Source organism: Variovorax sp. GW823-FHT04F07 (assembly GCF_058795995.1).
Genome location: NZ_JBXAIG010000003.1, coordinates 372,120 through 398,882 on the forward strand (window position 1 = coordinate 372,120; position 26,763 = coordinate 398,882).

The window sequence follows — 26,763 nt, forward strand, 5'->3', positions numbered from 1 at the left end:
CGCAACGAAAAGGCACCGCATTGCGGTGCTTTTTTTACGTCTGGACGCGTCCACAGAGCGGTCACGCTAAAGTGGTAGCCATGAGCGCGGTCGCCAAACCTCCGTCCCCCACGCCGAAACCGAGTCCGGCGGCGCTGAACGCGGCCGCCGCGAGTTTTGCTGCGCTGACGGCCCGCCTCGACTACCTGAGCCCCGAAGACACCGAGCTGGTGCGCCGGGCCTACCGCTTCGCCGACGAGGCCCACCTCGGGCAGCTGCGCAACAGTGGCGAGCCGTACATCACCCACCCCATCGCCGTGGCGGCGCAGTGCGCCGAATGGAAGCTCGATGCCCAGGCGCTCATGGCCGCGCTGCTGCACGATGCCATCGAAGATTGCGGCGTCACCAAGCCGGAACTCATCGAGCGCTTCGGCGCACCGGTTGCCGAGCTGGTCGACGGGCTCACCAAGCTGGACAAGCTGCAGTTCAACACGCGCGAAGAGAACCAGGCCGAGTCCTTCCGCAAGATGCTGCTGGCCATGGCGCGCGATGTGCGCGTCATCCTGGTCAAGCTGGCCGACCGCACGCACAACATGCGCACGCTGGCCGATGCGCCGCGCGAAAAGTGGGCCCGCATCTCGCGTGAAACGCTCGAGATCTACGCCCCCATCGCGCACCGGCTGGGCCTGAACCAGACCTACCGCGAGCTACAGGACCTGTCGTTCCGCCACCTCAAGCCCTGGCGCTACGCCACGCTGGCCAAGGCTGTCGCCAAGGCCCGCGGACGACGACGCGACCTGATCCAGAAGGTGCAGAAAGAAGTCGAGACGGCCTTCTCCGCCGCCGGCATGACGCTGCGCATCGCGGGCCGCGAGAAAACGCTCTATTCCATCTACCGCAAGATGGAAGAAAAACACCTGAGCTTCGCGCAGGTCACCGACATCTACGGCTTCCGGCTCATCGTGCCGAACGTGATCGCCTGCTACACCGGCCTGGGCATCCTGCACCAGATGTACAAGCCGCTGCCGGGCAAGTTCAAGGACCACATCGCGATCGCCAAGCTCAACGGCTACCAGTCGCTGCACACCACGCTGGTGGGCCCTGCCGGCGTGAGCGTGGAGTTCCAGCTGCGCACCGAGGCCATGCATGTCGTGGCCGAATCGGGCGTCGCCGCGCACTGGCTTTACAAGGCCGCCGAGCCCAATGCCGCGAGCAACGACCGGCTGGGCACCAAGTGGCTGCAGTCGCTGCTCGACATCCAGGACGAGACGCGCGACGCCGCCGAGTTCTGGGACCACGTCAAGGTCGACCTGTTTCCCGACGCCGTCTACGTCTTCACGCCCAAGAGCCAGATCATGGCGCTGCCACGTGGCGCCACGGTGGTCGACTTCGCGTACGCCATCCACAGCAACATCGGCGACCACACCTCGGCCGCGCGCATCAACGGCGACCAGGTCCCGCTGCGCACCGAGCTGAAGAACGGCGACGTGGTCGAGGTGATCACCGCGCCCGTGTCCACGCCCAACCCCGCGTGGCTGGGCTTCGTGCGCACCGGCCGGGCACGCTCCAAGATCCGCCACTACCTGAAGACGCTGGCGCATGCCGAGTCCGAAGGCCTGGGCGAGAAGCTGCTGGCGCAGGCGCTGCGCGCCGAAGGCCTGGGCAAGCTGCCCGAGGAAGACGACGAACACCAGGCGCTGTGGGAGAAGCTGCTGCGCTTCACCGGCAACCGCACCCGCGCCGAGCTGCTGACCGACATCGGCCTGGGCAAGCGCATCGCCAGCATCGTCGCCAAGCGGCTCATGGCGCTGCTGGCCGAGATCGGCGAGCGCCCCGACGCCCTCCTCCTGAGCCGCGAGCGCTTCACGTCGCACGAGGCCGTGTCGCAGGGCGCCGTCACGCTCGATGGCAGCGAGAACTCTTCCGTGCGCTTTGCGCAGTGCTGCCGGCCCATTCCCGGCGACCAGATCGTCGGCTACCTCGGACACGGCGAAGGGCTGGTGGTGCACACCGACGACTGCGGCGTGGGCCAGCGCCTGCGCAACAAGGACAGCGAGCGCTTCTTCGCGGTCGAATGGGCCGACGAGCCCACGCGCGCCTTCGAGACCGGCGTGGTCATCACCGTGCGCAACGACAAGGGCGTGCTGGCTCGCGTGGCGGCCACGCTGGCCGACGCCGAGGCTGACATCACGCACGTGGAAATGGCCGACGAGACCCCGCAGGATTCGACCGACCTGCGTTTCGTGATCGCGGTGCGCGACCGCACGCACCTCGATGCCGTGCTGCGCGCCGCGCGCCGGACCGCGTCGGTGCTGACCGCGGCGCGGACGATTCCGGCGCCCTGAGCTCGCTCGCTCGTCAGTTCGCCGGCGTGCGCGGCGCCGGATAGCTCACCGACAGAATCTCCACCTCGTGCGCCCCGCCGGGTGTCACGAGCTTCACCACGTCGCCTTCGCGCGCCTTGAGCAGCGCGCGTGCGATGGGAGAAATCCAGCTGACCTCCGACTTGGCGCTCGCGGCCTCGTCGATGCCGAGGATCGTGACGCTGCGCTCGTCGCCGGCCTCGTCGACATAGCGGACCGTGGCGCCGAAGAAGACCTGGTCGCGACCATGGTGCACCGACGGGTCGGTGATCTCCGCGATCTCGAGCCGCTTGCCGAGGAAGCGGATGCGCCGGTCGATCTCTCGCAGGCGCTTCTTGCCGTAGAGGTAGTCGCCGTTCTCGGAGCGGTCGCCGTTCTTCGCAGCCCAGTGCACGGCCTCCACGACCTTGGGGCGCTCCTCGTCCATCAGCTGCAGCAGCTCGTCGCGCAGGCGCGCGTAACCCTCGGGCGTGATGTAGTTCTTGCTGCCCGCCGGCAGCGCGGATGCGGCGCCGCCTGCGCCGTCATCGTCGTCGTCCGCATCGGCGTCCGACTCCTTGGTGAATGCCTTGTTCAATGCAGAGCCCTTCAAATCGGAAATACTGGGCGCCCTTGCCGCGCCCTACAAGCCGGTGAGTTTGCCGCAACCGCTATGCCCAGGAGACAGGAGCCCCCCCGTGATCGCCACCGGACATTTCCCATGCCGTCGCCATGCCTCGGCGGGGCTTCATTTGTACGCTCTCACGGTCCTTGCTGCCGTACTGGGCTTTCTTCCCTTCGACACCCACGCCAGGACGCAGACCTGCTTCGTCGTGAGCATCCATAGCGGCGACACCCTCACCGCCCGCTGCGGCGACGCGGCCAGCGCCAGTGCGTGGCGTCGTGTGCGCCTGCAGGGCATCGAGGCGCCGAAGCCCGGGCAGCCCTTCGCCGAGCAGGCCCGACAGAAGATGCACGACATGGTCCGCCTGAAGCCAGCGAACGTCGACTGCGACGCGTCCACATCCCATGCCCGCGAGCGCATCTGCCGCGTGATGGTGACGCCGGACTCGGCACCCAACGGCCCGAGGACGCTCGACGCAGGCTTGGCATTGCTGACCGTCGGATTGGCGCGCTGGCAGCCCGCACAGGCGCAACGCCTGTCGCCCCAGGAGCGCGGGCAGTATGAATTCGCGGAGGAAGAAGCCAGGGCCAAGCGGGCCGGCCTCTGGAAGGACGTGCGACCGGCGCGTCCTTGATGCGGGCACGGTGCAATGACCGGCCAAAGAAAAAGGGTTAGCTCGAAAAACGAGCTAACCCTTGAAGAGTGGTGCGGCTGGCAGGAATTGAACCCACGACCCCTTGGTTCGTAGCCAAGTACTCTATCCAACTGAGCTACAGCCGCACAGCTTTCGATTATAGCGTGTTTTTTCGCCCGTCCCAACCTTTGTGATCGAAAGCTGAAAATACGGACAACGGCCGCCCGCAATGGGGCTTGTTGCAACGCATCCGGCCCGCGCCGCTCCAAAGTGACCCTTCCGACCCGGTACACTCCGCCCCGCCCGGAATAAGCCTGGGCCGCCGTAGGCAACACGGCGCCATACCATCCAAGGAATACTGAATGAACCGCATCGAACTGGTCGAGAAGATCGCCACCACCCACAACCTGAGCAAGGCCGAGGCCGCACGCGTCCTCGAAACGATCACCAGCAGCGTCGTCGCTGCCGTGAAGAAGGGCGATTCGGTCCAGCTGGTCGGCTTCGGTACTTTCAAGCAAGTCGCACGCGCTGCACGCTCGGGCTTCAACCCCCAGGCCGGCACCAAGATCAAGATCGCCGCCACCAAGGTGCCGAAGTTCGTCGCCGGCGCTGCCTTCAAGGCCGCCATCGACCCCAAGGCCGCCAAGCGCAAGGCTGAAAAGGCCGCTGCTGCACCTGCTGCCAAGAAGGCCGCCGCTCCCAAGAAGGCTGCTGTCACGAAGGCAGTCGTCGCCAAGGCTCCCGCCAAGAAGGCCGTCGCCAAGAAGAAGTAAGACGCATGGTGCGACGCTGCGCAGGCCCGGCCTGGCAGCTGTCCGTATCGACGTCAAAAAGCCGCCCTCGGGCGGCTTTTTTGTGGGCGCCTGCCGCGCAGCGAATGCGGGCAACGAAACCCTCTGTGCGAGGGCCCCAAACGAAAATAGCCTGGAAGAGAAACTCTTCCAGGCTATTCGAGAGATGGTGCGGCTGGCAGGAATTGAACCCACGACCCCTTGGTTCGTAGCCAAGTACTCTATCCAACTGAGCTACAGCCGCGCAGCCTTGAATTCTACCCCGCCGAAAGCGCTGTTCCGGCGAGGCCTTCAAAAAAGCTTCACGACGTTGTGATGCGACGGCCTCAGGCCACCTGTTCGCCGCCCTCCGCCTTGCGCCCCATCAGCCGTGCGGCCACGCGCTTCACCAGCAGGTAGAACAGCGGCACGAAGAAGATGCCCAGTGCCGTCGCCGCGAGCACGCCGCCGAACACCCCGGTGCCGATCGCGACCTGGCTGCCCGAGCCCGCGCCGGTGGCCACGGCCAGCGGGATCACGCCCGCCAGGAAGGCCAGCGAGGTCATCAGGATCGGTCGCAGCCGCAGGCGCGCGCCTTCGGCCACCGCTTCGAGCAGCGGCACGCCACGGCGCAGCGCGGCCTCCGCGAACTCGATGATCAGGATCGCGTTCTTGGCCGACAGCCCGATGGTCGCGAGCAGCCCGACCTGGAAGTAGATGTCGTTCGACAACCCGCGCAGCGCCGCCGCGATCACCGCGCCGAGCACGCCCAGCGGAATCACCAGCATCACCGACACCGGCACCGACCAGCTCTCGTACAGCGCCGCCAGGCACAGGAACACCACGAGGATCGACAGCGCGAACAGCAGCGGCGCCTGCCCACCCGACAGCCGCTCCTGGTACGACAGGCCGCTCCAGGCCTGGCCCGTGCCGCTCTGCTTCTTCGCGAGGGTCTCGATGGCCGCCATGGCCGTGCCCGAGCTGGTGCCCTGCGCGGCCGCGCCCTGGATCTGCACCGCGGGCAGGCCGTTGTAGCGCTCCAGCTGCGACGCGCCCTGCGACCAGCGCGTGGTGGCAAAAGCCGAGAACGGCGTCATCGCCCCCGTGCTGCCGCGCACGAACCACTGGCCGATGTCGTCCGGCGCCGAGCGGTACGGCGCATCGGCCTGCACGTACACGCGCTTCACGCGGCCGCGGTCGATGAAGTCGTTGACGTAGCTGCCGCCCCAGGCAATGCCCAGCGTGGAGTTCACGTCGTCCAGCGACAGCCGCAGCGCCGAGGCCTTCAGCTGGTCGATGTCGACCTGCAGCTGCGGCGTGCCGGCCACGCTGTTGGCGCGCACCGACTGCAGGCGCGGGTCCTTGTTGGCCTCGCGCACCAGCTTTTCGCGCGCCTGCAACAGCCGCTCGGCGCCCATGCCCGAGGTGTCCTGCAGCCAGAACTCGAAGCCGTTCGATTCACCCAGCCCCTCGATGGGCGGCGGCACCATGCCGAAGACCTCGGCGTCGCGCTGCTGCTTGGCCAGCGCCTTGCCGGCACGCTCGACGATGGCGTGCGCGCGCTTGTCGGCGCTGGCGCGCTCAGACCAGTCCTTCAGCGAGACAAACGCCATGCCCATGTTCTGCCCCGAGCCGCTGTAGCTCCAGCCGGTGAGCGTGAAGATGGTGTCGGTCGTGTCCTTCTCGGTCTCGAGAAAATGCTTTTCGATGGCGCGGTTCACTTCGTCGGTGCGGCCCGAGGTGGCGCCGGCCGGCAGCGTCGCGATCACCATCACGCTGCCCTGGTCCTCTTCCGGCAGGAAGCCGCCGGGCAGGCTGAGGTACAGCAGGCCCATGCCGGCCACGATGGCGACGTACACCGCCGTGAAGCGCAGCGGCTTGCGCAGGATGCGGCCCAGCACGCCCACGTAGCGGCCTTGCGCGGCGTCGAAGCGGCGGTTGAAGGCGCCTAGGAAGCCGCGCGTGCGCGGCGGCACGCCGGCCTTCAGGAAGCGCGCGCACAGCGCCGGGATGAGCACGATGGCCACCACCACCGACAGCACCATCGACGCGATGATGGTCACCGAGAACTGCCGATAGATCACGCCCACCGAGCCGCCGAAGAAGGCCATGGGCAGGAACACCGCCGACACCACCACCGCGATGCCGACCAGCGCGCCGGTGATTTCCTTCATCGACTTGATCGTGGCGGCCTTCGCATCGAGCCCCTCTTCGTGCATGACGCGCTCGACGTTCTCCACCACCACGATCGCGTCGTCCACCAGCAGGCCGATGGCCAGCACCATGCCGAACAGCGTGAGCACGTTGATCGAATAGCCGAAGGCCGCCAGCACGCCGAAGGTGCCCAGCAGCACCACCGGCACGGTGATCGCGGGGATCACCGTGGCGCGCCAGTTCTGCAGGAAGAGGAACATCACGACCACCACCAGCGCGATGGCCTCCAGCAGCGTCCGGATGACCGACTGGATCGAGATCTTGACGAAGCGCGTCGTGTCTTCCGCATAGGCCACGCGCAGGCCCGCGGGCAGCGAGCGTTCGAGCTCGGCAATGCGCGCCTTCACCGCGCGGGCGGTGGTCAGCGCGTTGGCACCGGGCGCCAGCATCACGGCCGAGCCCGCGGCCGGGTGGCCGTTCAGGCGCGTGGTTTCGGCATACGACTCACTGCCGATCTCCACGCGCGCCACGTCGCCCAGCCGCACCACGGCGCCGTCGGCCTGCGTCTTGAGCACGATGGCCTTGAACTGGTCGGGCGTCTGCAGCCGCGACATCGCGGTGACGGTGGCGTTCAGGTGCTGCGTCGGCGCCGACGGCCGCGCGCCGATCTCGCCCACCGACACCTGCGTGTTCTGCGCGGTGATGGCGGCCGTGACGTCGGACGGCATCAGCTGGTAGCTGGCCAGCCGGTGCGGGTCGAGCCAGATGCGCATGGCGTACGCCGCGCCGAAGGCCTGCACCGAGCCCACGCCGTCCACGCGGCTGATCGGGTCGCGCAGGTTGCTGGCCATCCAGTCGGCGATGTCGGTGTCGGTGCGCTGGCCGGTCTCGTCGTAGAGCGCCACGATCAGCAGGAAGTTGTTCTGCGACTTGGCGACCGTCACGCCCTGCTGCTGCACCGCCTGCGGCAGCCGGCTGGTGGCCTGGCTGACCTTGTTCTGCACCTGCACCTGCGCGGTGTCGGGGTCGATGCCCTGGCGGAAGGTGACGTTGATCTCGGCCCAGCCGGCGGCGCTGCTGGTCGACTTGAAATACATCAGGCCGTCGATGCCCTTGAGCTGCTGCTCGAGCACCTGCGTGACGCTGTTTTCCACCGCCTGCGCCGAGGCGCCGGGGTAGTTGGCCGACACGACCACGGTCGGCGGCGCGATGTCCGGGTACTGCGACACCGGCAGCGTGCGAATGGCCACGCCGCCGGCCAGCATGATGAGGATGGCGATGACCCAGGCGAAGACGGGCCGCTGGATGAAGAAATGAGCGATCACGGGAGGTTGTCGCTTCTGATCAATCTGCCGGCGAAGGCGCAGCAGCGGACGATGCGCCCGCCGTGGACACCGGCACCGGCTTCACTTTTTCGCCCGGGCGTGCGCGCTGCAGGCCGTCGACCACCAGGCGGTCGCCCTCGCGCAGGCCCCGGGTCACGACCCAGTGCTCGCCCTCGGTGCTGCGCACTTCGAGCGCGCGCAACTCGACCTTGTTGTCGGCCGCCACCACCAGCGCGGTCGGCTCGCCCTTCTCGTTGCGCGCCACGCCGCGCTGCGGCGCCAGGATGGCCTGGCGCTCCACGCCGGACTCGACCTGCGCGCGCACGTACATGCCGGGCAGCAGCAGCCCTTGCGGGTTCGGGAATTCCGCGCGCAGCGTGACCGAGCCGGTGGCCTCGTCGACAGCCACCTCGGAGAACTTCAGCGTGCCGGCATGCGGGTAAGGCAGGCCGTCTTCCATGCGCAGGCGGACCTGGGTGCTGGCCGGCGCCATGTCGCCCGAGATGAAGCGACGCTTGAGCTTCGTCAGTTCCAGGCTCGACTGCACGACGTCGACATAGATCGGGTCGAGCCGCTGGATCGTGGCCAGCGCCATCGCCTGGCCCGACGCCACGAGCGCGCCTTCGGTCACGGCGGAGCGGCCGATGCGTCCCGCGATGGGCGCGGTGATGCGCGTGAAGTCGAGGTTGATGCGCGCCGCCTTCACGGCCGCCTGCGCGGCCTTCACGCCGGCTTGCGCCTGCACCAGCGCCGCCCGCGCTTCTTCGTGCTCCTGCCTGCTCACGGCATTGGCCTTGACCAGTTCGCCGAAGCGATCGGCCTTGCCGCGCAGGCTGGCGATGGCGGCCTGCGAGGTGGCCAGCGTGGCCTGCGCCTGCTCGTGCGCGGCCTCGAACGGGCCGGGCTCGATCTCGTACAGCACCTGTCCCGCGCGGACCATGCCGCCCTCTTCGAACAGCCGCTTGCGCACGATGCCGTTGACCTGCGGCCGCACCTCGGAGACGCGGTAGGCGGCCGTGCGGCCCGCGAGCTCGGTATGCACGGCCACGTCGCTGGCGTGCAGCGCCACCACGCCGACTTCGGGCGGCGCGTCATCGGTGGTGGAAGCCTGCTTGGCGCCGCATGCAGCGAGCGCGAGCAGGGCCATCGGAAGCAGGAGCTTGAAAAGCGGGGTCATGGCCATCGGGAATCGCAGTGCGGCGCGCGCAGGGATCACCCGGCTCGTTACATTTGCACTCAAATGGTGCATTCTGCCTTCGATGTTGCATTGCAACCTGAAGGAATCCTGTGTTTGCCGTAGGTGAAATCGGCGGCGGCCGCAGGCCTCGCTCGCGCCCTCGCGGCTGCAAAGAAAAAGGCCGCGCAATGCGGCCTTCGTCGGAGTGTCTGCAGAGGGGGGAATGTGTGGTGGTAGGCCGTGAGTGGCTTGAACACTCGACCAACGGATTATGAGTCCGCTGCTCTAACCAACTGAGCTAACGGCCCACGCGGGCCCGATTCTATGCGCCGCGCGCAGCCGCTTACTTGCGGTGGCTCAGCGCGTTGCTCACCAGCCGCGACGTGATGTCGACGATCTGGATCATGCGGTCGTACGGCATGCGGGTCGGGCCGATCACGCCCAGCGTGCCCACCACCTGGCCGTCGACCTCGTAGTTGGCGCTGACGATCGACAGCTCCTCGAAGGGCACGACCTGGCTTTCGCCGCCGATGAAGATGCGCACGCCCTCGGCCTTGCTCGACACGTCGAGCAGCCGCATCAGCTGCGCCTTCTCTTCAAAAAGATCGAAAGCGCGCCGCAGCTGCCCCATGTCGCTGGAGAAATCGGTCACCGACAGCAGGTTGCGCTCGCCGGAGATCACGACGTCGTCGGCCTGGGCGTCGGTGAGCACTTCGGAGCTGACCTGCACCGCGGCCTGCATCAGCGCGGCGATTTCACCGCGCAGCTTCTCGACCTCGGACTGCAGCCGGTCGCGCACCTGCTCGATCGTCAGGCCCGCGAAATGCGCATTGATGTAGTTCGAGGCCTCGACCAGTTGCGACTGCGAATAATCGGACTCCGGAAAGATCACGCGGTTCTGCACGTCGCCGTCGGGCGAGACGATGATCACCAGCAGCCGCCGCTCCGACAGGCGCAGGAATTCGATCTGCTTGAACACCGAGGCGCGCCGCGGCGCCATCACCACACCGACGAACTGCGACAGGTTCGACAGCAGGTGGGCGGCGTTGGCAATCACCTTCTGCGGCTGGTCGGCCGCCAAGCTCGGCGTGCTCATCTGCTCGCGCTGCGCGGTCAGCATGGTGTCGACGAAGAGCCGGTAGCCGCGCGTGGTCGGCACGCGTCCGGCCGAGGTGTGGGGGCTTGCAATGAGCCCCAGCGCCTCGAGGTCGGACATGACGTTGCGGATGGTCGCGGGCGAGAGATCCAGCCCCGCCGAACGCGAGAGCGTGCGTGATCCGACGGGTTGCCCATCGGCGATGTAACGCTCGACCAGCGTCTTCAACAGCAACTTGGCACGGTCGTCCAGCATTGCAAGATTTTAGTGTTGTAATTTGTGAGCTATGACCTCACGCTTTCGTCACGTCGCCCTGATCGGCAAATACCAGGCTTCCGGCGCCCGGGCGCAGGCCGATGCGCGCGACGGCGTGATGGAGGGCATCGGCGCCTTCCTCGAATCGCAGGGTTGCACGGTGTTCGTGGAGCGTTCGTCCTGCGAGGACACCGACGCACCGCCCCACCCGCGCTACCAGGCGCTCTCGGTCGAAGAAATCGGCCAGCGCTGCGACCTCGGCCTCGTGGTCGGCGGTGACGGCACCATGCTCGGCATCGGCCGCCAGCTCGCGTGCTATGGCATCCCGCTCATCGGCATCAACCGCGGCCGGCTCGGCTTCATCACCGACATCCCGCTGGACAACTACCAGGCCACGCTGATCCCCATGCTGGCCGGCGAATACGAAGAAGACCACCGCAGCCTGATGCACGCGCAGGTGCTCCGCGACGAGGCCGTGGTGTTCGACGCGCTCGCGATGAACGACGTGGTGGTCAACCGCGGCGCCACCTCGGGCATGGTCGAGATGCGCGTGTCGGTGGGCCGCCATTTCGTGGCCAACCAGCGCGCCGACGGGCTGATCATCGCGTCGCCCACGGGCTCGACAGCCTACGCGCTGTCGGCCGGCGGGCCGCTGCTGCATCCGGCGGTGCCGGGCTGGGTGATGGTGCCGATCGCGCCGCACACGCTGTCCAACCGCCCCGTATTGCTGCCCGACGCCGACGAGATCGTGATCGAGCTGGTGAGCGGGCGCGACGCCAGCGCCAATTTCGACATGCAGTCGCTCGCCTCGCTCGCCATCGGCGACCGCGTGGTGGTGCGCCGCTCCGATTTCCGGGTGCGCTTCCTGCACCCGCGCGGCTGGAGCTACTTCGACACGCTGCGGAAAAAACTCCATTGGAACGAAGGGGGCTCCTGAATGAAGGACCACGCCCCCAGCTTGAGGACGAACTGAGATGGCTTTGCGACGCATCGCACTGCGCGACTTCGTGATCGTGCGGTCCCTTGAACTCGACCTGTCCGCCGGCTTCACGGTGCTGACCGGGGAAACCGGCGCCGGCAAGTCCATCCTGATCGACGCACTGCAGCTGGCGCTGGGCAACCGCGCCGACGCCGGCGCCGTGCGCGAAGGCGCCGAGCGGCTCGACGTGAGCGCCGAGTTCGACGCCGACCCGGCCCTGGCCGGCTGGCTCGACGAAGGCGGCTTCGAGGCGGGCGACGGCCTGCTGCTGCGCCGCACGGTCGATCTGCAGGGACGCAGCCGCGGCTGGATCAACGGCAGCCCCGCCACCGCCACGCAACTGCGCGAACTCGGCGACCGCCTGCTCGACATCCACGGCCAGCACGCCTGGCAGAGCCTGACCCGCCCCGAGGCCGTGCGCGGCCTGCTCGACGCCTACGCGGGCGCGCGCACCGACGCGCTCGACGCCGCCTGGCAGAGCTGGCGCCAGGCGCTCTCGGCGCTCGAGCACGCACGCTCGGCGCAAGACTCGCTGCAGCGCGAGCGCGAGCGGCTGCAGTGGCAGATTTCCGAAGTCGCGAAGCTGGCGCCAGGCGCCGACGAATGGGAAGAACTCTCGGCCCACCATTCACGCATCTCGAACGCGCAGGCGCTCATCGACGCGGCCCAGGGCGCAAGCCAGGCGCTCGAAGACGACGACAACGGCGCCCTCGCCGCCCTCACGCGCGCCGCGACGCTGCTGCAGAACTGCGAGCACATCGAGCCCGAATTCCGCACGCTGGGCGAGGTGCTCGCCTCCTGCGTGGCGCAGGCCTCGGACGCGGCCCACTCGCTGCACGGCTACCTGCGCGACACCGACACCGATCCCAAGACCCTCGCCGAACTCGACGAGCGCATGGGCCTGTGGATGTCGCTTGCGCGCCGCTACAAGCGCACGCCGGCCGAGCTGCCCGCGCTGCTGGCCGGCTGGCAGGCGGAGCTGCAGGCGCTCGACGCGCAAAGCGACCTCGAAGGCCTGGAACGCGCCGAGCAGAACACCCAGCAGGCCTACATGAAGGAAGCCAAGGCCCTCGGCAAGATCCGCAAGCAGGCCGCGCCGCGCCTGGCCCAAGCCGTCACGCAGGCGATGCAGGGCCTGGGCATGCAGGGCGGGCGCTTCGACGTCGACCTGCAGCCGCTGGCACAGCCCGGCCGCGCCGGCCTCGAAGAAATCTCGTTCCTGGTGGCTGGCCACGCCGGCAGCACGCCGCGCGCCATCGGCAAGGTGGCCTCGGGTGGTGAGCTCTCGCGCATCGCACTGGCCATCGCCGTGACGACCAGCGAACTGGGCGCCGCGCAGACGCTGATCTTCGACGAGGTCGATGCCGGCGTCGGCGGTGCCGTTGCCGAAACCGTGGGCCGCCTCATGAAGCAACTCGGCCGCGACCGCCAGGTGCTCGCCGTGACCCATCTTCCGCAGGTGGCAGCCTGCGCCGATCACCACCTCGTGGTCGCCAAGCGCCAGACGACGGCGGCCGGCACGGACGGCCCGCGCACCGAAAGCGGCGTGTCGCGCCTCGCCGCTGACGACCGCGCCCGCGAAATCGCCCGCATGCTCGGCGGCGAAAAGGTGTCGGCTACCTCGCTGGCCCATGCGCGCGAAATGCTGGGCCACAAGACGCCGGCGACCGCCCCATGAACATGAATCTCGACCTCGTCCTCATCACCGGCATGTCGGGCTCCGGCAAGTCGGTGGCGCTGCACGCGCTGGAAGACGCCGGCTACTACTGCGTCGACAACCTGCCGCCCGAACTGCTCACCGCTTTCATCGCGCTGCAGCACGAACAGCAGGCCACGCGCGTGGCGATCGCGATGGACGTGCGCAGCGGCGTGTCGCTGCCGATCGTTCCGCAGCAGCTCGAAGCGCTGCGCGCCGACGGCGTCTCGCTGCGCTCGCTGTTCCTCGACGCGACCACCGACGCACTGTTGCGCCGCTATTCGGAAACCCGCCGGCGCCACCCGCTCTCGCGCCAGGAAAGCCGCACCGACGTGCCCGAACAGCACCGCGTGCTGGTGCAAGCCATCGAACTCGAACGCGAATTGCTGGCCGACCTGCGCGACGGCGCCGACGTGATCGACACCAGCCTCATCCGCCCCGCGCAGCTGCAGAGCTACATCAAGGGGCTGATCTCGGCGCCGCAGAACGCGCTGACGCTGGTGTTCGAATCCTTCGCCTTCAAGCGCGGCGTGCCGCTCGATGCGGACTACGTGTTCGACGTGCGCATGCTGCCCAACCCGCACTACGTGCCGGCGCTGCGCGCGCTGACGGGCCGCGACGAGCCGGTGATCGAATGGCTGCGCGAGCACGACGACGTGGCGCGCATGTTCGACGACATCGAGCAGTTCCTGACGCACTGGCTCGACGCCCTCGCGCGCGACCACCGCAGCTACGTGACGGTGGCCATCGGCTGCACGGGTGGGCAGCACCGGTCGGTGTTCCTGGTCGAGCAGCTGGCGCGCGCCTTCGGTGCCCGCTGGGGCGCGCTCAAGCGCCACCGCGAACTCGACGCCTGAGGGCGGAGGCCGTTCAGGCCTCGGCGGTTTCCAGCAGCTTGCGCATCGGGGCGGGCAGCCCCAGCCGGCTCCACTCCTGCGCCTCGACCCAGCGCGCGCCCTCGCCTTGCGGCTGGACGCCCTGCAGCAGCACGGGGTGCAGGTGCAGGTCCTTGTGGGTCAGCACGTGCACGAAGGGTGGCAGTTCCTGCGTGTCGTGCGCCGCGCCCGACGGCAGGGCCGCGAGCAGGTCGTCGTGGCTGTCGAACACCGGCAGGCAATGCAGCCCCGCCCAGATGCCCTTGGCCGGCCGCTTCTCCAGCCACACGCGCCCTTGCGCGTCACGCGCCAGCAGCACCCACAGCGACTGGGCGCTGCGCTTGAGCTTGCGCGTCTTCACCGGATAGCGTTCGGGCGCGCCCTGGCGCAGGCCCACGCAGCTCGCGTTCACCGGGCAGATCATGCAACTGGGCTTGCGCGGCAGGCAGACCGTGGCGCCCAGGTCCATCAGGCCCTGCGTGTAGCTCGCCACCGCCTCGCGCTGGCCTTCTGGCGGCAGCAGTTGCGTGGCGAGGTCCCACAGCGCGCGCTCCTGCGCCGACGACGACATGTCGCCGTCGAAGCCGAGCACGCGCGTCAGCACGCGCTTCACGTTGCCGTCGAGGATGGCCACGCGCTCGCCGAAACAGAAGGCCGCAATCGCGGCCGCGGTCGAGCGACCGATGCCGGGCAGGGTCACGAGTTCGGCGGCGGTGTGCGGAAAGGCGCCGCCGAAGCGCGCGACCACCTCCTGCGCGCAGCGATGCATGTTGCGCGCGCGGCTGTAGTAGCCGAGGCCGCTCCACAGGCCGAACACCTCGTCCTCGGTGCCGGCGGCCAGCGCCGCCACGTCCGGGAAACGCTCGAGAAAGCGCGCAAAGTAGCCCAACACGGTCGTGACCTGGGTCTGCTGGAGCATCACCTCCGAAAGCCAGACGCGGTACGGATCGCGCGTGTTCTGCCACGGTAGCTCGCTGCGCCCATGGCTGCGCTGCCAGCGCACGACCTGTGCCGCGAAATCGGGGGGCAGCGACAGGGAAGGAGAGACGGCCGCCCGCGCGGCGCTGCGCTCAGGCCGCACGCAGTTGCTCGCCCGCGATGGCGGCGGCCGCAGCAGGCGGCTGGCTGCCGTGCTGCGCGATCAGCGAGGTGAACTCGTGCAGCCGCTCCTGCAGCGCGGCCAGGTGGCTTTCTTGCGCGGCGATCTCGGCCAGCCGGTCGTCGAGGCTGCCCGCGGCGTTCTGGATGCGTTCGATCGCCTCGATGCGCTTGCTGAAATTGCGGCGGCGCTCCTTGAGCTGCGCATCGATCTGCGCGCTGGCGCCCTTGCTCCAGCGCTCGACCTCGGTCATGGCGGCTTCGTTGACGAGCCGCAACCGGCTGGCCAGCGCGCGCACGAGCTTGTCGCAGAAGTCGGCCTGCGCGAGCTTGATCAGGTTGCCCACGCCCAGGTAGTGGATGTGGCTGCGCTCGATCTGGCCCAGCTCCTGCTCGAAGCCGCTCAGGTCGGGCTCGGCCGGCGCCTGCAGCGTGAAGCCCTGCTCGGCGTTGAGCTGGCGGAAGGTGGCGTGCAGCATCGACTGGATCTCGGCCGTGGTCGCCTGCACTTCGCGCAGGTTGTTGCGCAGCGCATCGAAGGTTTCGCCGTACACCTTGCGCACGTTGAACTTGACGCCGGGGCGCTTGAGCGCCGCGGCCAGCTTGACCATGTCGGCCTTGAGCGCCGTGCGCCCGAGCACCGCGTACACCTCGCGCAGCAGCTTGCCCTGCACCGAGCGCAGCGCCAGGATGCGGGTGTTGCTGCCCTCGAATTCAGCATGTTCCTGGTCGATGCGCGCACGCATGTGGCGGATCACCGACACGTTCTTGCCGCGTAGGCCCTGCAGTTCGAGCGCCTGCTCCGACAGGTCGCGCTGGCGCACCTTCAGCAGGCGCTCGGCCTCGGTGCGCAACGCGGTCATGCCGGCATCGACGGCGAGCCGCAGCATGGTTTCGCGCTTGCCGAGCACGCCTTCGCCGAGCAGTGCCTCGAGCGCCGGCAGCCGGCTGGCGTCGAGCAGGGTCGCGTCGTGAGCGATCTTGGCCTGCAGGCCCTTCTGCGCCGACACCGGCAGCACCTGCGCCAGCGGCACCTCGAGCAGCCGGGCCGCGCCTTCGCGCTGGCGCTCGATCTGTTGCGCGATCTGCGCCGGGGTGCTCAGCGTGTCCCACAGCGTGTCGATCTTGTTGAGCACCACGAAACGCGTGTCGTGGCTCTCGTCGCCCGTGATCAGGTGCTCGCGCCAGATCGACAGGTCAGAGCGGGTCACGCCGGTTTCGGCGCCCAGGATGAAGACAACGGCATGCGCCTGCGGGATCAGGCTCACGGTGAGTTCGGGCTCGGCGCCGATCGCGTTCAGACCGGGCGTGTCGAGGATCACGAGGCCCTGCTCGAGCAGCGGATGCGGCATGTTGAGCACCGCATGGCGCCAGCGCGGAATCTCGACGCGGCCTTCGGCGTCCTGCACCGGGTTGTCGTCGGGCGTCTCGGGGTTCCAGAAGCCGAGCGCGCGGGCTTCGTCCTTGCTCACCCAGCGGACTTCGGCCACCTTGCCCATGGCGCGGGCCAGTTGCTCGGCGTCGCCCACCTCGATGGGCAATTCGGTCCAGCGCGTGGGCCGCTCGCGCCAGTGGGCGAGCGAATGCGGTTCCAGGCGGGTTTCGATGGGCAGCAGGCGCAGCTTGGGCGCCAGGGCGGCGTCGTAGCCCAGCTCGGTCGGGCACATCGTGGTGCGCCCGGCGCTGGCCGGCATGATCCGCCGCCCGTAGCCGGCAAAGAAGATCGCGTTGATCAGCTCCGACTTGCCGCGCGAGAACTCGGCCACGAAGGCCACCATGACCTTGCTGGTGCGGATCTGGTCTTCGAGGGCGCGCAGCCGTTCGGCCACAGCCTGGTCGAGCAGCTCGTTGTCGGTCAGCCAACGGGACAGCCACTGAAGGCGGCGGGCGAAGTTGCTCCGCCAGGCGCCGTGCTGATCGAGCTGTTGGTTGAAAGAGCGGCTCAAGGGGAAGATGTAAGTAAGAATTTACAAATATAACATCGCCACATGGCGAACGGGGTACCGGCAGGAGTTTGCCCCGAAGCAGCCGCCATCGGGCGCACCGTCCCTAGGATTTCTGGCAATGGGGGCAGTAATAAGTAGAGCGCTGCCCCTGTTTCAGCTGCCGGATCGGCGTGCCGCACACACGGCACGGCTCGCCCGCGCGGCCGTAGACGGTCGCTTCGAGCTGGAAGTAGCCGCTTTGCCCGTCCACGTTCGAGAAGTCGCGCAGGGTGCTGCCGCCCTTCTCCACCGCCCGCGCCAGGATGTCGCGCACCGCCGCATGCAGCTTGGCCGCGCGCGGCCGGCTGATGCGCGCGGCCGACAGGGTCGGGCGGATGCCGGCGATGAACAGCGCCTCCGACGCGTAGATGTTGCCCACCCCCACCACCACGTCGCCCGCGAGCAGCACCTGCTTGATGGCCGTGCGGCGTTTCTTCAGCCCCGCGTGGAAAGCGTCGAGGTCGAAGGCATCGCCCAGCGGCTCCATGCCCAGTCCGCCGAGCAGCTTGAGGGCCCAGGGCGCCTCTTCATCGTCCACGTAGACCACGGCACCGAAGCGGCGCGGGTCGTTCAGCCGCAGCGTACCAAGCTCGGTGACGAGGTCGAAGTGGTCGTGCACGCCGGGTTCCGGCAGGTGGATGTCGAAACGCAGGCTGCCCGACATGCCCAGGTGCAACAGCAGAAGCCCGCGGTCCAGGTCGATCAGCAGGTACTTGCCGCGGCGGCGCACCTCGCGCACGCGGCGTCCGACCAGCGCCTGCGGCACCACCATCAGCGCCCAGCGCAGCGGCTTGCCGATGCGCACGGACTCGATGCGCGCGCCGGCAATGCGGTCGGCAAAGCCGCGCCGGGTGACTTCGACTTCGGGTAGTTCAGGCATGAAAAGTAAAACTCCGGCAGCGACGAAGCCCCATGCGGCGCTCGTTCAAATGGCTGGATTATTATGGTCAGATGAACCCATCGCCCCGCCGTCACCGCCTTGCGGCGGCCGCGTCTCTCGTGCTGCTTGCTTATGCAACGCACGCACAATCTCTCGAACCCACCGCCGCCGGCAACCCGCCTCCCGCCATCGAGCGCACGGCACCGCCGAAGCCGCCGGTGCGCCCCCGGACGACCCCTGCGGCCGCCAAGCCGGCCGCCGAAGCCGCGCTGCCGTCGGCGCTGACGGCCGACCTGTTCTACGAAATCCTCATGGGCGAGATCACCGCCCGCTCGGGCGACCCCGGCTCCGGCTATTCGCTGGTGCTCGACGCCGCCCGGCGCCTGCGCGACGGCAAGCTGTTCCAGCGCGCGGTCGAAATCGCGCTGCAGTCGCGCTCCGGCGACGCCGCCATTTCCGCGGCACGCGCCTGGCAGGAAGCACTGCCCAATTCGCGCGATGCCCGGCGCATCGAGCTACAGATCCTGATCGCGCTGAACCGCATCAGCGAAACCGTCGAACCGCTGCGCGCCGAAGTGGCCGCCACCTCGCAGATCGAGCGCCCCCTGCTGATGGCGGTGATCGCGCGCACCTATGGCCGCGCCGCCGACAAGAAGCTGGCCGCCTCGGTGGTCGAGCAGGCGCTGGTCGATGAGCTCAAGAGCCCCACGACCGGCGGACTGGCCTGGGCCACCGTGGGCCGGCTGCGCCTGAACGCCGGCGACCCCTCGGGGGCGCTGGACGCCGCGCGCAAGGGGCAGGCCATCGACCCGTCGTCCGAGGCACCCTCGGCGCTGGCGCTCGAGCTCATCGACCCGGGCCAGCCGCTGGCCGAGCCGATCGTCACGCGCTACCTCGCGAACAACCCCAAGGCCTCGCCCGACCTGCGCATCGCCTATGCGCGCACGCTGGTCGAGAACCGCCGCTTCAGCGACGCCACCACGCAGCTGCAGACCCTGACCGCCGCGCGCCCCGAGCTGGCGGAGCCGTGGCTGCTGCTCGGCAGCCTGCAGATGCAGGCCCGCCAGGAAGCGGCGGCCGAAACCTCGCTCAAGCGCTACGTCGACCTGATGACGGCGCCGGGCCAGAGCCAGGACGCCGGCGACATCGCCGACCGCAAGCGCGGGCTGACGCAGGCGTATCTCGTGCTCTCGCAGCTGGCCGAGCGGCGCAAGGATTTCCAGGCGGCCGACCGCTGGATCACGCGCATCGACAGCACTGACAACCAGAGCGCCATCCAGGGCCGCCGCGCCAGCCTGCTCGCCAAGCAGGGCAAGCTGCCCCAGGCCCGCGAGCTGCTGCGCGCCCTGCCCGAGCGCACTGCGGAGGAGCGCAAGCAGAAACTGCTGGCCGAAACCCAGCTGCTGCGCGAAGCCAAGCAATACCAGGCCGCCTACGACCTGCTGGCCCAGGCCTCGGCCGCCGCGCCGGACGACGGTGACCTCGTCTACGACCAGGCCATGATGGCCGAGAAGCTCAATCGCCTGGACGACATGGAGCGGCTGCTGCGCCGCCTCATGACGCTCAAGCCCGAGAGCCAGAACGCGTACAACGCGCTGGGCTACTCCTTTGCCGATCGCAAGATCCGGCTCGACGAGGCGCGCACGCTCATCCAGAAGGCCGTGCAGCTCGCGCCCGAAGACCCGTTCATTGCCGACAGCCTGGGCTGGGTCGAGTTCCGGCTCGGCAACACGGCGGAGGCGATCCGCATCCTCGAGGCAGCCTACAAGACGCGGCCCGACCCCGAGATCGGCGCGCACTTCGGCGAAGTCCTGTGGTCGGTCGGCCAGAAGGACCGCGCGGTCGCGATCTGGAAAGAATCGCTGCTGACCGACGCCGAGAACGAGACGCTGCAGGAAACCCTCAAGCGCCTGCGCGTCAAACCCTGAATGGCATCGATCACGCACACGGCTCCCGCGCGGGGCGACGAGTCCTTCACCCGCCGCGCGGCGCTCGGCGCGGGCGGCGGTGCACTGCTGCTGTGGCTCGCGGGCTGCGCCCAACTCTCGGGCGGCCCGGCCGCTGCACCCGGGCGTTCGGCCAGCTGGAGCGGGCGCATGTCGCTGCGCATCGACAGCGAACCGGTCCAGACCTTTGCCGCCCTGTTCGAGCTGCGCGGCTCGGCCGAAACCGGCGACCTGACGCTGACCACGCCCATCGGCAGCACGCTCGCGCAACTGCACTGGGCGCCGGGTGAAGCCCTGCTGAAGAACGGCAGCGAGACCCGCCGCTACGACTCCGTCGACGCGCTGATCGAAGCCGCCACCGGCGCCGCCATTCCGGTGGGCGCCCTGTTCGGCTGGCTCGATGGCCGCGCCGACCCCGTGCCCGGCTGGCGCGCCGATCTGGGCCAGCTGTCGAACGGCCGCCTGCAGGCCACCCGCGAATCCCCGGCACCACGGGCCGACCTGCGCATCGTGTTCGAACGCTCATGAAGGCGATCTACGACCTTCCCGCGCCGGCCAAGCTGAACCTGTTCCTGCACATCACCGGGCGGCGCGACGACGGCTACCACCTGCTGCAGTCGGTCTTCATGCTGATCGACTGGTGCGACACGCTGCACGTCGAACTACGCAACGATGGCCAACTGAGCCGCGAAGACCTCACCACGCCGCTGCCGGCCGACGATCTCGTACTGCGCGCCGCCCGTGCGCTGCAGGCGCATGCCGCACCGGGCCAGGGCGCGCACATCGGCATCGCCAAGCACGTGCCGGCGCAGGCGGGCATGGGCGGAGGGTCGTCGGATGCGGCCACCTGCCTGCTCGCGCTCAACCGCCTCTGGAACCTGAACCTGCCGCTGTCGCGCCTGGCACAGATCGGGTTGAAGCTGGGCGCGGACGTGCCTTTTTTCCTCGGCGGACGCAACGCCTGGGTCGAGGGCATCGGCGAGGAAATCACCCCCGTGAACCTGCCGCCGGCACGCTTCGTGGTGGCCAAGCCACCCGAGGGACTCGATACCCGATTAATTTTTTCTGCGGATGATTTGGAACGGGCAACTCCTGTTGCTATAATCTCAGGCTTTGCTGCAGATAGCGAACAGCTAGAAGCCACAAACCTCGGCAACGGGGTTTACGACTTCGGTCACAACGACCTGCAGCCGGTTGCCCAACGGCTTTGCCCCGCAGTCACCGACGCCATCGAATGGCTCGGACTGCAAGGATTGAAGGCCCGGATGACCGGCTCCGGGAGTTCGGTGTTCGCGAAGATGCCGCAATTGCCGCAGGAAGCGGAACTGCTGGAAGCCCCCCGGGGATGGCAGGTTCGACAATGCGACAATCTGGCAGTTCATCCACTCTGGGGATGGGCAGCCTGAAGAGATAATCGGAACGCTCTGCGGTTCGATGCGACATATATCGGTGGGTGGTGCAAACCATCAACCTGTGTAGGGGAGTCGCCAAGCTGGTTAAGGCACTGGATTTTGATTCCAGCATGCAAAGGTTCGAATCCTTTCTCCCCTGCCAAATCTCTCAAACTGCGGCCTGATGGCCGCAGTGCTTCTTTTGCAGTCCACCGGCTGCAATAATCGGCGGCCCACACAGGCCGCCACGACTCGAAACCTTTGGCGGCTTTCCCGCAAGCCCATTTGCACTGCCCGGACGCGCTCATGCAGGCCAATCACCCTGACTTCTTGGTTTTCACCGGCAACGCCAATCCCGGCCTTGCTGCAGAAATCGCGCACAACCTCGGCACCTCGCTGGGCGCCGCACGCGTCGGTCGCTTCTCCGACGGCGAAGTCACCGTCGAGATCAACCAGAACGTCCGTGCCCGCGACGTGTTCGTGGTGCAGTCGACCTGCGCGCCGACCAACGAAAACCTGATGGAACTGCTGATCATGGTCGACGCGCTCAAGCGCGCCTCGGCCGAGCGGATCAGCGCCGTGATTCCCTACTTCGGCTACGCCCGCCAGGACCGCCGCCCGCGCTCGAGCCGCGTGCCGATCTCGGCCAAGGTGGTCGCCAACCTGCTGGAAACCGTGGGCGTCGAACGCGTGCTCACCATGGACCTGCACGCCGACCAGATCCAGGGCTTCTTCGACATTCCGGTCGACAACATCTACGCCTCGCCCGTGCTGCTGGGCGACCTGCGCCAGAAGAACTACGAAGACCTGATCGTGGTCTCGCCCGACGTCGGCGGCGTGGTGCGCGCCCGTGCGCTGGCCAAGCAACTGAACTGCGACCTCGCGATCATCGACAAGCGCCGCCCGAAGGCCAACGTCAGCGAAGTCATGAACGTGATCGGCGAGATCGACGGCCGCAACTGCGTGATCATGGACGACATGATCGACACGGCCGGCACGCTGGTCAAAGCGGCCGAAGTGCTGAAGGAACGCGGCGCCAAGAGCGTGTACGCCTACTGCACGCACCCGATCTTCTCGGGCCCGGCCATCGAACGCCTCTCCAAGGGCACCGCCCTGGACGAAGTGGTCGTCACCAACACCATCCCTCTTTCCGACGCGGCCGTCGCGTGCGGAAAGATCCGCCAGCTCTCCGTGGCACCGCTGATCGCCGAAACGATCCAGCGCATTGCCAAGGGCGAGTCGGTGATGAGTTTGTTCTCGGACCAGGACAACCTGTTCTGAGCTGAGAGCGAAAAAGCAGGCCTCCTTCGGAGGCCTTTTTGAATCGGAGTCTCACTGGTCGCGGTGGACTCTCACAGGAGCTAGTTATGAAATTCGTCGCTTATGAGCGCGCAAAGCAGGGCACGGGTGCGAGCCGCCGTCTCCGCATCACGGGCAAGACCCCGGGCATCGTCTACGGTGGTGACACCCAGCCGCAACTGATCGAAATCGATCACAACGCGCTGTGGCACGCCCTGAAGAAGGAAGCCTTCCACTCGTCGATCCTCGAAATGGACCTCGCCGGCGCCGTCACCAAGGTGCTGCTGCGCGACGTGCAATACCACCCGTTCCGCCAGCTGGTGCAACACATCGACTTCCAACGCGTCGATGCCAAGACCCGCATGAACATGAAGGTGCCGCTTCACTTCAAGGGTGAAGAAGAGTCCGACGCCGTCAAGCTGGATCACAACCTCGTGAACCACGTGATGACCGAGCTGGAAATCAACTGCCTGCCCAGCGATCTGCCTGAATTCATCGAGATCGACCTCTCGGGCCTGAAGAAGAACGCCACGCTGCACGTCAACGACATCAAGCTGCCCAAGGGCGTGAAGTTCGTGAGCCACGGCAAGACCAACCCCGTCATCGTGTCGGCCGTGCCGCCGCTGGTCTCGGAAGAGCCGGCACCGGCCGCCGAAGGCGCTGCTGCCGAAGGCGCTGCTGCCGCCGCTGGCAAGCCCGCCGCCAAGACGGCCAAGAAGAAGTAATCCTCTTTCTTTCCGTCCGCGAACAGAAGGCCCGCCCCGTGCGGGCCTTTTGCTTTGGGGGGCGGCGAGATAATTCCCGCCATGATCAAGCTGTTTGTCGGCCTCGGAAACCCGGGCCCTGAGTACGAAGCCACGCGCCACAACGCCGGCTTCTGGTGGATCGACGCCCTCGCGCGCGACTGGAAGCTCAACCTCGTGCCCGAGCGCGGCTACCACGGCCTCGCGGCGCGCGCGAACATCGGCGGCCAGAGCATCTGGCTGCTGGAGCCGCAGACCTTCATGAACCTGTCGGGCAAGTCAGTGGCCGCACTGGCGCGCTTCTTCAAGATCGCGCCCGAGGAAATCCTCGTGGTGCACGACGAGCTCGACGTGGTGCCCGGCCAGGCCAAGCTCAAGTTCGGCGGCAGCCATGCAGGCCACAACGGCCTGCGCGACATCCACGCGCAGCTCGGCACCGGCGACTACTGGCGCCTGCGGCTGGGCATCGGCCATCCCGGCGTGAAGTCGGAGGTCGTCAACTGGGTGCTCAAGAAGCCGCTCAAGGAACAACGTGAAGCGATTGAAGACGCCATCGTGCGCACCTTGCATGCCGCCCCCGCGCTGGTGGCCGGCGAGATGGAAAAAGCCACGCTGATGATTCACACGAGCAAACCGCCGCGGCCCAAGCCGCCGAGGCGGGAGCCCGGCGACGGAGGCACGACGCCTGCCGCCACCTAGCCGGCCACGGGAGTGCAGGGAGGGAGAGCAAACAAAAAATGAGAAAAAGAAGAACGACGACGAAGAACAAGAAGACGGCTGGAACAGCGGCAATCGCTATATTTTCAATAGCACTGTCCATCGCATCCATGGGCGCTTCAGCACAGACCTGGCGATGCGGCAACACCTACTCCGACCAGCCGTGCGAAGGTGGGCGGACCGTGAAGGTGGACGACCGGCGCAGCGATGCGGACCGCAAGGCGTCGGAAGACGCCACGCGCCGCAACGAACACAGCGCGGGTCGGCTGGCACGCAACCGGGAGTCGCAGGAGCGGGAGGCGCTCGGCCGGCGCAGTCCCACGACCTTCGATGCGGGGCGCTTCGCCACGAACGCGCAGCCGCTCACGCCCGCCGAACAGGCCGCCCAGGCCCGTCAGCGCAAGCACACGGCCGAGCCCCGCCCGACGAGTGCGCGCTTCAACAGCCCTTCGACCGGCGACGAGGCGCCGAAGGACACAGGCAAGAAGAAAAAGAAGAAGAAACCGTCCGGCTCAGAGGGCGCCGGCTGACGACGACGGCGAGGCGGCATCCGACGAAGGCGGGGCCGCCTTGTCCGCCGTGAGGCGCACGTACTTCTGCATCAGCGTCTCGCGGGTCTCCACATGCGCCGGGTTCACCGGGATGCAGGCCACCGGGCAGATCTGCACGCACTGCGGCTCGTCGAAGTGGCCGACGCACTCGGTGCACTCGTGCGGGTCGATCTCGTAGAACTCGGCGCCCATGTAGATCGCATCGTTCGGGCACTCGGGCTCGCAGACATCGCAGTTGATGCATTCGTCGGTGATCATGAGGGCCATTCCCCGATTATCGGCGGAGCGGGCGAACGCCCTGCCACGGGCCTTGCGGAGCCCGCGTCGGCGTCAGGGCGGTCCGGCGAGGAGCGACAAAGTTCACAGTCGAGGCACGGTTGTTGCACCAGTCAGTTATGCTGCGGCCCGCCCCATGAGTCTGTTTCTATTCAAGCGCATCGCCACGCTGATCGGCACCCTGATCGGCGCCTCGGTCATCGTTTTCCTCGTCCTCGAGATCCTGCCCGGCAACGCCGCGCAGATGCTCATGGGCCCCGACGCCTCGCCCGACGCCGTCGCCGCCCTGGCCACCAAGCTCGGCCTCGACCAACCCGCCTGGACCCGCTACTGGCACTGGATCGGCGGCCTGCTCACCGGCAACCTGGGCGACAGCTACGCCTACAGCTCGCCCGTTGTCGACCTGATCCTGGAGCGCCTGGCCCTCACCGTGCCGCTGGCCGTGATGGCGATGGCCCTGACCGTCGTCATCGCCCTGCTCGTGGGCGTGACGGCCGCAGCGCGCCACAACAAGCTCGGCGACGTCGGCCTCATGGGCATGGCCCAGGTCGGCATCGCCATTCCCAACTTCTGGTTCGCGATCCTGCTGATCCTTGTGTTCTCGGTGCAGCTGCAGTGGTTCTCCGCCGGCGGCTTCGAGGGCTGGGGTGAAGGCATCTTCGCGGGATTGAAATCGCTGCTGCTGCCGGCGCTCTCGCTGGCCGTAGTGCAGGCAGCCATCCTCGCGCGCATCACGCGCTCGGCCGTGCTCGAGGTGATGCGCGAAGACTTCGTGCGTACCGCGCGCGCCAAGGGCGTGTCCCAGCGCATGGTGCTGTGGACCCACGTGCTGCGCAACGCGATGATCCCAGTCATCACCGTCATGGGCATGCAGTTCTCCGAACTGCTGGCCGGCACCATCGTGGTGGAGAACGTGTTCTACCTGCCCGGGCTGGGCCGGCTGATCTTCCAGGCCATCAGCAACCGCGACCTGATCGTGGTGCGCAACTGCGTGATGCTGCTCGCGGCGATGGTGGTCATCGTGAACTTCGTGGTCGACGTGCTCTACGCCGTGATCGACCCGCGCATCAAGGCGAGCGACGTATGAGCACGACCACAGTTCCCAGCGCCGTCGCGCTCAAGGTGCCGGGCTTCTGGCGCCGCGCCCTGCACCACCGCAGCTTCGCGATCGGCGGCGTGCTGAGCCTGCTGCTGCTGATCGCTGCCGTGCTCTCCCTGGTCTGGACGCCGTGGTCGCCCTACGCGATGGACATGGCGAACAAGATGCAGGGCCCCTCGGCCACGCACTGGCTCGGCACCGATGCCTTCGGGCGCGACGTGGCCTCGCTGCTGCTGGTGGGCGCGCGCGCCTCCATCCTCGTGGGCGTGATCGCCGTGGGCATCGGCCTCGTGGTCGGCACCGCGCTGGGCCTGCTCGCTGCGGCGAGACGCGGCTGGGTCGAGGAAGCGGTGATGCGCCTGTCGGACTTCACGCTCGCCTTCCCCGCCATCCTCTCGGCCATCATGATGACCGCCGTGTTCGGTGCCGGCATCGTCAACGCCATCATCGCGATCGGCATCTACAACATCCCGACGTTTGCACGCATCACGCGCGCCTCGGCCAACGCGATCTGGTCGCGCGAGTACGTGGCCGCTGCACGCGCCTGCGGCAAGGGATCGTTTGCGATCACGATGCAGCACGTGCTGCCGAACATCTCGGCCGTGCTGATCGTGCAGATCACCATCCGCTTCGCCATCGCGATCCTGGCCGAGGCCGCCCTCTCCTACCTCGGCCTCGGCACGCAGCCACCGCAACCATCGTGGGGCCGCATGCTCAGCGAAGCCCAGACCCTCATGTTCCAGCAGCCGCTGCTCGCGGTGTTCCCCGGCATGGCCATCGCCCTGGCGGTGCTCGGCCTGAACCTGATGGGCGACGGCCTGCGCGACCTGCTCGATCCGCGCCTGGCGCGCGCGAGGTAAGCAAGCACGCC

Annotated in this window: 23 protein-coding genes and 4 tRNA genes; 16 read left to right on the top strand and 11 right to left on the bottom strand. The window is 67.9% G+C overall.

The features are described from left to right. The first annotated feature begins 80 nt into the window (after positions 1 to 80). Positions 81 to 2,324, top strand: coding sequence for a RelA/SpoT family protein (locus AC1RAA_RS17045; RefSeq protein WP_095746649.1), 2,244 nt, complete (start codon positions 81 to 83; stop codon positions 2,322 to 2,324). A 13-nt stretch (positions 2,325 to 2,337) separates the two neighbouring features. On the opposite strand, the gene greB is transcribed toward AC1RAA_RS17045, so the two are convergent. After that, positions 2,338 to 2,919, bottom strand: coding sequence for a transcription elongation factor GreB (greB, locus tag AC1RAA_RS17050; protein ID WP_492731102.1), 582 nt, complete (start codon positions 2,917 to 2,919; stop codon positions 2,338 to 2,340). Between the two features lie 100 nt (positions 2,920 to 3,019). Between greB and AC1RAA_RS17055 the strand changes: the two genes are divergently transcribed. Next, the gene (locus AC1RAA_RS17055) at positions 3,020 to 3,580 is read left to right on the top strand and encodes a thermonuclease family protein (protein ID WP_492731100.1); all 561 of its coding nucleotides are present in this window, start codon (positions 3,020 to 3,022) and stop codon (positions 3,578 to 3,580) included. Between the two features lie 69 nt (positions 3,581 to 3,649). Here the strand turns inward: AC1RAA_RS17055 and AC1RAA_RS17060 are convergent. Then, positions 3,650 to 3,726, bottom strand: a tRNA-Arg gene (locus AC1RAA_RS17060). A gap of 216 nt (positions 3,727 to 3,942) precedes the next feature. Between AC1RAA_RS17060 and AC1RAA_RS17065 the strand changes: the two genes are divergently transcribed. Further along, the gene (locus AC1RAA_RS17065) at positions 3,943 to 4,353 is read left to right on the top strand and encodes an HU family DNA-binding protein (RefSeq protein ID WP_070062003.1); all 411 of its coding nucleotides are present in this window, start codon (positions 3,943 to 3,945) and stop codon (positions 4,351 to 4,353) included. 185 nt (positions 4,354 to 4,538) lie between these two features. Here AC1RAA_RS17065 and AC1RAA_RS17070 read toward each other — a convergent pair. From AC1RAA_RS17070 to hrcA, 5 genes are all read right to left on the bottom strand, one after another. Next, positions 4,539 to 4,615, bottom strand: a tRNA-Arg gene (locus tag AC1RAA_RS17070). Positions 4,616 to 4,697: 82 nt separating this feature from the next. Continuing rightward, positions 4,698 to 7,829, bottom strand: coding sequence for an efflux RND transporter permease subunit (locus AC1RAA_RS17075; RefSeq protein WP_492731097.1), 3,132 nt, complete (start codon positions 7,827 to 7,829; stop codon positions 4,698 to 4,700). Between the two features lie 19 nt (positions 7,830 to 7,848). Beyond that, positions 7,849 to 9,006, bottom strand: coding sequence for an efflux RND transporter periplasmic adaptor subunit (locus AC1RAA_RS17080; RefSeq protein WP_492731093.1), 1,158 nt, complete (start codon positions 9,004 to 9,006; stop codon positions 7,849 to 7,851). 231 nt (positions 9,007 to 9,237) lie between these two features. Continuing rightward, positions 9,238 to 9,314 (bottom strand) — tRNA-Ile (locus AC1RAA_RS17085). A 35-nt stretch (positions 9,315 to 9,349) separates the two neighbouring features. Further along, a complete protein-coding gene (hrcA, locus tag AC1RAA_RS17090; protein ID WP_139702596.1) occupies positions 9,350 to 10,357 on the bottom strand; it encodes a heat-inducible transcriptional repressor HrcA in 1,008 nt (335 codons plus the stop codon). Positions 10,358 to 10,388: 31 nt separating this feature from the next. Between hrcA and AC1RAA_RS17095 the strand changes: the two genes are divergently transcribed. From AC1RAA_RS17095 to rapZ, 3 genes are read left to right on the top strand one after another with little or no spacing between them, the layout of a single operon-like run. After that, entirely contained in the window at positions 10,389 to 11,294 is a 906-nt protein-coding gene (locus tag AC1RAA_RS17095) for an NAD kinase (RefSeq protein WP_062476290.1), read from the top strand. A gap of 37 nt (positions 11,295 to 11,331) precedes the next feature. Next, complete coding sequence (gene recN, locus AC1RAA_RS17100) at positions 11,332 to 13,014, top strand: DNA repair protein RecN (RefSeq protein ID WP_492731086.1); 1,683 nt, start codon at positions 11,332 to 11,334, stop codon at positions 13,012 to 13,014. Between the two features lie 2 nt (positions 13,015 to 13,016). Continuing rightward, positions 13,017 to 13,889, top strand: a complete 873-nt coding sequence (rapZ, locus tag AC1RAA_RS17105; protein ID WP_062476353.1) for an RNase adapter RapZ — start codon at positions 13,017 to 13,019, stop codon at positions 13,887 to 13,889. Between the two features lie 13 nt (positions 13,890 to 13,902). Here the strand turns inward: rapZ and mutY are convergent, their stop codons facing one another. The 3 genes from mutY to mutM form a co-directional block, all read right to left on the bottom strand. Beyond that, complete coding sequence (gene mutY / locus AC1RAA_RS17110) at positions 13,903 to 14,937, bottom strand: A/G-specific adenine glycosylase (RefSeq protein WP_492731304.1); 1,035 nt, start codon at positions 14,935 to 14,937, stop codon at positions 13,903 to 13,905. A gap of 40 nt (positions 14,938 to 14,977) precedes the next feature. Further along, positions 14,978 to 16,951 (bottom strand): dynamin family protein, encoded by a 1,974-nt coding sequence (locus tag AC1RAA_RS17115; protein WP_492731084.1) that lies wholly within the window; start codon positions 16,949 to 16,951, stop codon positions 14,978 to 14,980. Positions 16,952 to 17,054: 103 nt separating this feature from the next. Next, positions 17,055 to 17,870: a bifunctional DNA-formamidopyrimidine glycosylase/DNA-(apurinic or apyrimidinic site) lyase gene (mutM, locus tag AC1RAA_RS17120; RefSeq protein ID WP_070061998.1), complete on the bottom strand. Its 816-nt coding sequence runs from the start codon at positions 17,868 to 17,870 to the stop codon at positions 17,055 to 17,057. Positions 17,871 to 17,941: 71 nt separating this feature from the next. On the opposite strand from mutM, the gene AC1RAA_RS17125 reads away from it, so the two are divergent. From AC1RAA_RS17125 to AC1RAA_RS17160, 8 genes are all read left to right on the top strand, one after another. After that, on the top strand, positions 17,942 to 19,798 hold the full coding sequence (locus tag AC1RAA_RS17125) for a tetratricopeptide repeat protein (protein ID WP_492731081.1): 1,857 nt from the start codon (positions 17,942 to 17,944) through the stop codon (positions 19,796 to 19,798). Then, positions 19,799 to 20,344, top strand: coding sequence for a lipoprotein insertase outer membrane protein LolB (locus tag AC1RAA_RS17130; protein ID WP_095746668.1), 546 nt, complete (start codon positions 19,799 to 19,801; stop codon positions 20,342 to 20,344). Continuing rightward, complete coding sequence (gene ispE / locus AC1RAA_RS17135; RefSeq protein ID WP_070061996.1) at positions 20,341 to 21,222, top strand: 4-(cytidine 5'-diphospho)-2-C-methyl-D-erythritol kinase; 882 nt, start codon at positions 20,341 to 20,343, stop codon at positions 21,220 to 21,222. The genes AC1RAA_RS17130 and ispE overlap by 4 nt, the downstream gene beginning before the upstream one ends. A gap of 71 nt (positions 21,223 to 21,293) precedes the next feature. After that, a tRNA-Gln gene (locus AC1RAA_RS17140) sits at positions 21,294 to 21,370 on the top strand. Between the two features lie 143 nt (positions 21,371 to 21,513). Continuing rightward, entirely contained in the window at positions 21,514 to 22,488 is a 975-nt protein-coding gene (locus AC1RAA_RS17145; RefSeq protein ID WP_062476346.1) for a ribose-phosphate pyrophosphokinase, read from the top strand. An 86-nt stretch (positions 22,489 to 22,574) separates the two neighbouring features. Further along, positions 22,575 to 23,231: a 50S ribosomal protein L25/general stress protein Ctc gene (locus tag AC1RAA_RS17150; protein WP_062476274.1), complete on the top strand. Its 657-nt coding sequence runs from the start codon at positions 22,575 to 22,577 to the stop codon at positions 23,229 to 23,231. An 81-nt stretch (positions 23,232 to 23,312) separates the two neighbouring features. Beyond that, the gene (pth, locus tag AC1RAA_RS17155; protein WP_056573407.1) at positions 23,313 to 23,948 is read left to right on the top strand and encodes an aminoacyl-tRNA hydrolase; all 636 of its coding nucleotides are present in this window, start codon (positions 23,313 to 23,315) and stop codon (positions 23,946 to 23,948) included. Between the two features lie 128 nt (positions 23,949 to 24,076). Continuing rightward, positions 24,077 to 24,496, top strand: coding sequence for a hypothetical protein (locus tag AC1RAA_RS17160; RefSeq protein ID WP_492731077.1), 420 nt, complete (start codon positions 24,077 to 24,079; stop codon positions 24,494 to 24,496). On the opposite strand, the gene AC1RAA_RS17165 is transcribed toward AC1RAA_RS17160, so the two are convergent. After that, positions 24,479 to 24,784: a YfhL family 4Fe-4S dicluster ferredoxin gene (locus AC1RAA_RS17165; RefSeq protein WP_492731074.1), complete on the bottom strand. Its 306-nt coding sequence runs from the start codon at positions 24,782 to 24,784 to the stop codon at positions 24,479 to 24,481. The genes AC1RAA_RS17160 and AC1RAA_RS17165 overlap by 18 nt on opposite strands. A gap of 145 nt (positions 24,785 to 24,929) precedes the next feature. Between AC1RAA_RS17165 and AC1RAA_RS17170 the strand changes: the two genes are divergently transcribed. Together AC1RAA_RS17170 and AC1RAA_RS17175 are read left to right on the top strand one after the other, a co-directional pair. Then, entirely contained in the window at positions 24,930 to 25,880 is a 951-nt protein-coding gene (locus AC1RAA_RS17170; RefSeq protein ID WP_492731072.1) for an ABC transporter permease, read from the top strand. Next, positions 25,877 to 26,752, top strand: coding sequence for an ABC transporter permease (locus tag AC1RAA_RS17175; RefSeq protein WP_062481348.1), 876 nt, complete (start codon positions 25,877 to 25,879; stop codon positions 26,750 to 26,752). Before AC1RAA_RS17170 ends, AC1RAA_RS17175 begins: the two co-directional genes overlap by 4 nt. Positions 26,753 to 26,763: the final 11 nt, after the last annotated feature.

What these genes read in the sequence shown, in the direction of transcription:
- AC1RAA_RS17160 (WP_492731077.1), top strand. Translation starts at nt 24,077, where the DNA reads ATGGGCGCTTCAGCACAGACCTGGCGATGCGGCAACACCTACTCCGAC.
- AC1RAA_RS17130 (WP_095746668.1), top strand. Translation starts at nt 19,799, where the DNA reads ATGGCATCGATCACGCACACGGCTCCCGCGCGGGGCGACGAGTCCTTC.
- AC1RAA_RS17150 (WP_062476274.1), top strand. Translation starts at nt 22,575, where the DNA reads ATGAAATTCGTCGCTTATGAGCGCGCAAAGCAGGGCACGGGTGCGAGC.
- AC1RAA_RS17165 (WP_492731074.1), bottom strand. Translation starts at nt 24,784, where the DNA reads ATGGCCCTCATGATCACCGACGAATGCATCAACTGCGATGTCTGCGAG.
- ispE (WP_070061996.1), top strand. Translation starts at nt 20,341, where the DNA reads ATGAAGGCGATCTACGACCTTCCCGCGCCGGCCAAGCTGAACCTGTTC.
- AC1RAA_RS17065 (WP_070062003.1), top strand. Translation starts at nt 3,943, where the DNA reads ATGAACCGCATCGAACTGGTCGAGAAGATCGCCACCACCCACAACCTG.
- AC1RAA_RS17145 (WP_062476346.1), top strand. Translation starts at nt 21,514, where the DNA reads ATGCAGGCCAATCACCCTGACTTCTTGGTTTTCACCGGCAACGCCAAT.
- mutM (WP_070061998.1), bottom strand. Translation starts at nt 17,870, where the DNA reads ATGCCTGAACTACCCGAAGTCGAAGTCACCCGGCGCGGCTTTGCCGAC.
- AC1RAA_RS17125 (WP_492731081.1), top strand. Translation starts at nt 17,942, where the DNA reads ATGAACCCATCGCCCCGCCGTCACCGCCTTGCGGCGGCCGCGTCTCTC.
- AC1RAA_RS17080 (WP_492731093.1), bottom strand. Translation starts at nt 9,006, where the DNA reads ATGACCCCGCTTTTCAAGCTCCTGCTTCCGATGGCCCTGCTCGCGCTC.
- AC1RAA_RS17175 (WP_062481348.1), top strand. Translation starts at nt 25,877, where the DNA reads ATGAGCACGACCACAGTTCCCAGCGCCGTCGCGCTCAAGGTGCCGGGC.
- rapZ (WP_062476353.1), top strand. Translation starts at nt 13,017, where the DNA reads ATGAATCTCGACCTCGTCCTCATCACCGGCATGTCGGGCTCCGGCAAG.
- AC1RAA_RS17045 (WP_095746649.1), top strand. Translation starts at nt 81, where the DNA reads ATGAGCGCGGTCGCCAAACCTCCGTCCCCCACGCCGAAACCGAGTCCG.
- pth (WP_056573407.1), top strand. Translation starts at nt 23,313, where the DNA reads ATGATCAAGCTGTTTGTCGGCCTCGGAAACCCGGGCCCTGAGTACGAA.
- AC1RAA_RS17170 (WP_492731072.1), top strand. Translation starts at nt 24,930, where the DNA reads ATGAGTCTGTTTCTATTCAAGCGCATCGCCACGCTGATCGGCACCCTG.
- hrcA (WP_139702596.1), bottom strand. Translation starts at nt 10,357, where the DNA reads ATGCTGGACGACCGTGCCAAGTTGCTGTTGAAGACGCTGGTCGAGCGT.
- AC1RAA_RS17095 (WP_062476290.1), top strand. Translation starts at nt 10,389, where the DNA reads ATGACCTCACGCTTTCGTCACGTCGCCCTGATCGGCAAATACCAGGCT.
- recN (WP_492731086.1), top strand. Translation starts at nt 11,332, where the DNA reads ATGGCTTTGCGACGCATCGCACTGCGCGACTTCGTGATCGTGCGGTCC.